At 44.6% G+C, this 204-nt stretch carries 1 rRNA gene; it reads right to left on the bottom strand.

The annotated features are described in order from the left end of the window. Window positions 1-83 (bottom strand): 5S ribosomal RNA (rrf, locus tag X919_RS0106310); the annotation flags it as partial. Window positions 84-204 lie beyond the last annotated feature (121 nt).

Genomic DNA, 204 nt, shown 5'->3' with positions numbered 1-204 from the left:
ATTGCAGTACCATCGGCGCAAGTGGGCTTAACTTCTCTGTTCGGAATGGGAAGAGGTGGAACCCCACCGCAATAACCACCTGATAAAGGGGTTGACATGATTTACACAAGCGATAAACTGTGAGTTAAACTCTATGGGGTTCGAACTTTTTTGCTTAAACAACTCAAAGTAGAAGCGAGGGAAGTGAAGAAAGTTTCGGGCAAT

The organism is Prevotella sp. HJM029 (genome assembly GCF_000599605.1).
In the GTDB taxonomy this organism is placed as follows: domain Bacteria; phylum Bacteroidota; class Bacteroidia; order Bacteroidales; family Bacteroidaceae; genus Prevotella.
Note: the sequence above shows the minus strand (reverse complement) of the source record. Positions and strands in the feature narration are given on the sequence as shown.